At 51.8% G+C, this 2,721-nt stretch carries 3 protein-coding genes; all 3 read left to right on the top strand.

Going from position 1 to position 2,721, the window contains the following annotated elements; translation table 11 throughout:
- Nucleotides 1–737: electron transfer flavoprotein subunit alpha/FixB family protein (locus AB7S66_RS12435; RefSeq protein WP_428520470.1), on the top strand; the 737-nt coding region annotated here is incomplete at its 5' end.
- A complete protein-coding gene (locus tag AB7S66_RS12440) occupies nucleotides 734–2,152 on the top strand; it encodes an FAD-binding oxidoreductase (protein ID WP_428520472.1) in 1,419 nt (472 codons plus the stop codon). The genes AB7S66_RS12435 and AB7S66_RS12440, both read left to right, overlap by 4 nt.
- 9 nt (nucleotides 2,153–2,161) lie before the next feature.
- Nucleotides 2,162–2,721, top strand: a 560-nt coding sequence (locus AB7S66_RS12445) for a TetR/AcrR family transcriptional regulator (RefSeq protein ID WP_428520474.1), incomplete at its 3' end; no start/stop codon positions are given.

Consider the following 2,721-nt stretch of genomic DNA (forward strand, 5'->3'; position numbering starts at 1 on the left):
CTGCAAAGGAGCCGCAGATCATCATTGCAGCAGCAACCACCTCTGGAAGGACCCTGATGCCCTATGTAGCAGTCAAGGCCCATGCTGGGCTTACTGCTGACTGCACCGAACTGGCTATCGAGGAAGGGACAGGGAATCTCTTGCAGACCCGCCCTGCAATAGGTGGCAACATCATGGCAACCATCAAGACCCCGAACCATCGGCCGCAGATGGCCACCGTCAGACCACGTTCTACCAAGCCGCTTGAAGCGAGTAGTGACCGTCCTTTCTTGGTGGAGAAGGTACCGGTTGATTCCAAGATGGATAAACCATCTGTCGAGGTATTGGGGCTGAGGGGCCTGGAAGGCCAGGGTGGATCCATCGAAGAAGCAGACATCGTTATTTCAGGAGGAAAGGGCCTTAAGAAACGGGATAATTTTGTCCTGATCGAGCGATTGGCAAAAGCGTTTGGTGCTGAAGTAGGTGCGAGCAGGGACGCAGTGGACCGGGGTTGGGCTTCCTATCCCCATCAGGTAGGGCTTTCAGGGAAGACCATCTCTCCCCGTCTTTATCTTGCTGCAGGTATTTCTGGTGCCATCCAGCATCTGGCAGGTATCAAGACAGCCAAGTGTATTGTGGCGATCAACAGTGATGAGCAGGCCAATATCCTTGGTCTTGCTGACTTCGCCATCATCGGGGACCTGTTTCAGGTACTTCCTGAGATTGAGAAACGCCTTGAGCAGAGGAGGAAGGCATGAATACCAGCTATAGGGCAATCAACCCATCCATTCTTGAGGAGCTGAAGGCGATCGTAGGGGAGCATAACCTCTATACCGACACAGAGCGAATAGAGAATTACAGCCATGACGAGACCAGCAGGGAGCAGTTCAGCCATATGCCGGAGGTTGTGCTTACTCCCGTCTCTACCGAGCAGATCAGTGCGGTCATGAAGTTGGCTGACCGGTACACCATACCGGTAACCCCGCGTGGTGCAGGCTCAGGTCTTTCTGGTGGTGCGATTCCAATCCATGGGGGAATTGTGCTCTCGGTTGAGAAGATGAACAAGGTGCTGGAGATTGATGAGGCAAACCTAACCGTGACAGCTGAGGCAGGGATTGTAACCAATGAGCTCAATGAACAGCTCAAACAGACCGGGCTTTTCTTCGCCGGCTATCCGATGAGCTTGGAGACTTGCTTTCTTGGAGGTAATATTGCGGAGAACGCGGGCGGTGGAAAGGCTGTGAAATACGGGGTTACCGGGCGCTATATACTTGGTATGGAGGTTGTCACTCCCCAGGGAGAAGTGGTCCAATTGGGAGGAAAGGTGACCAAGGATGTCAGTGGGTATGATCTCAAGCAACTGTACATCGGCTCGGAGGGTACCCTTGGCATCATCACCAAGGCAACCATCAGACTCCTTGGCGTGCCATCCTCTGCCTCGAACCTCTTGGTTCCTTTTAGGACTGCCCAGGATGCCATCTCTGTCGTTCCCCTGATCATGAAACAAGGGATCATCCCCACCAGTATTGAGTTCATGGACAGAAGTTCACTTGAGATGTCCTGTTCGTATCTGAATGAGAGTCTTCCCCTGGAGGGAGTGGGAGCGATGCTGCTCATTGAGATTGATGGTACTGATGAAAGCCAGGTTGAACATGATCTCATCCAGGTTGGAGATCTCTGTTCCGATCATAAGGCGATGGAGGTCTATATCGCTGAGGACGCTACAACCAGGGAGAGAATCTGGTCCATCAGGCGGAATATTGCCGAGGCCATCAAGGTCTACAGTCCTATTCAGAGCCTGGAAGATGTGGTTGTTCCCATCGGCTCCATTCCTTTGGTGATTCCCCGTCTGGAGCAGCTCTCCAGCAAATACAACATGAGAATTCCTTGTTATGGCCACGCGGGAGATGGTAACCTGCATGCAACACTGGTGAAGAATCCTGAAAGTACCATGGAGGAGTGGTTGGAGATGGAGCCACGGTTGCTTTCCGAGTTCTATGCATTCATTGTCAAGGAACTTGGGGGGAAGATCAGCGGGGAGCATGGCATTGGGTTGAAACGGAGGTCGTTCTTCAAGGACGTGACTCCAGAGGCGGAGTACCAGTTGCTGTGTGCAGTCAAGCAAGCGCTTGACCCAAAGAACATCATGAATCCTGGGAAGATTCTCCTATAAGGAAGGGCGATGGCAAAGAAATCAAAGGGAACAAGCAAAGCTGAGGCGACCAAGCGCCTGATATTCGAGAGTGCCTTGGCGCTCTTCAAGCAGAAGGGGTTCAACCAGGTCTCCATCCAGCAGATAACCGACTATGCAGGCACTGCAAAGGGGAGTTTCTATACCTATTTCCCCACGAAGAGCGATATCATCGTACAGGAGTTCTGGGCCATCGATGCCTACTATCGAAGTATTGAGGAAGTGGTATCAAAAGAGAAGGATGCAGCTCTCAAGCTTATGAAATTCACGGAGTTGCAACTTACTTATGTACGGGATGTTATCGGGGTTGAGATGCTGAAAGTACTCTATGCCAACCAGGTGAGCAACGAGGGTTCCACCAAGGTCATTACCGACCAGTCCCGTTTCTGGCACACGTTCATCAAGAGTATCATTGAGGAAGGACAGCAAACAGGTGAATTCAGGAAGGACAGGGAGAGTTCTTATCTTGCGGTGCTTTTCAATAGAGCCATCAGGGGGCTCTTCCTGGACTGGAACATCAGCTCAGCAGGATTTGACTTGGTTGAAGAGGG

Origin of the sequence: Sphaerochaeta sp. (assembly GCF_050178175.1) — a bacterium.
GTDB lineage: Bacteria > Spirochaetota > Spirochaetia > Sphaerochaetales > Sphaerochaetaceae > Sphaerochaeta.

Bases quoted from the DNA above. Each gene is read 5' to 3' on its own strand.
- AB7S66_RS12440 (WP_428520472.1), top strand. From the start codon at position 734: ATGAATACCAGCTATAGGGCAATCAACCCATCCATTCTTGAGGAGCTG.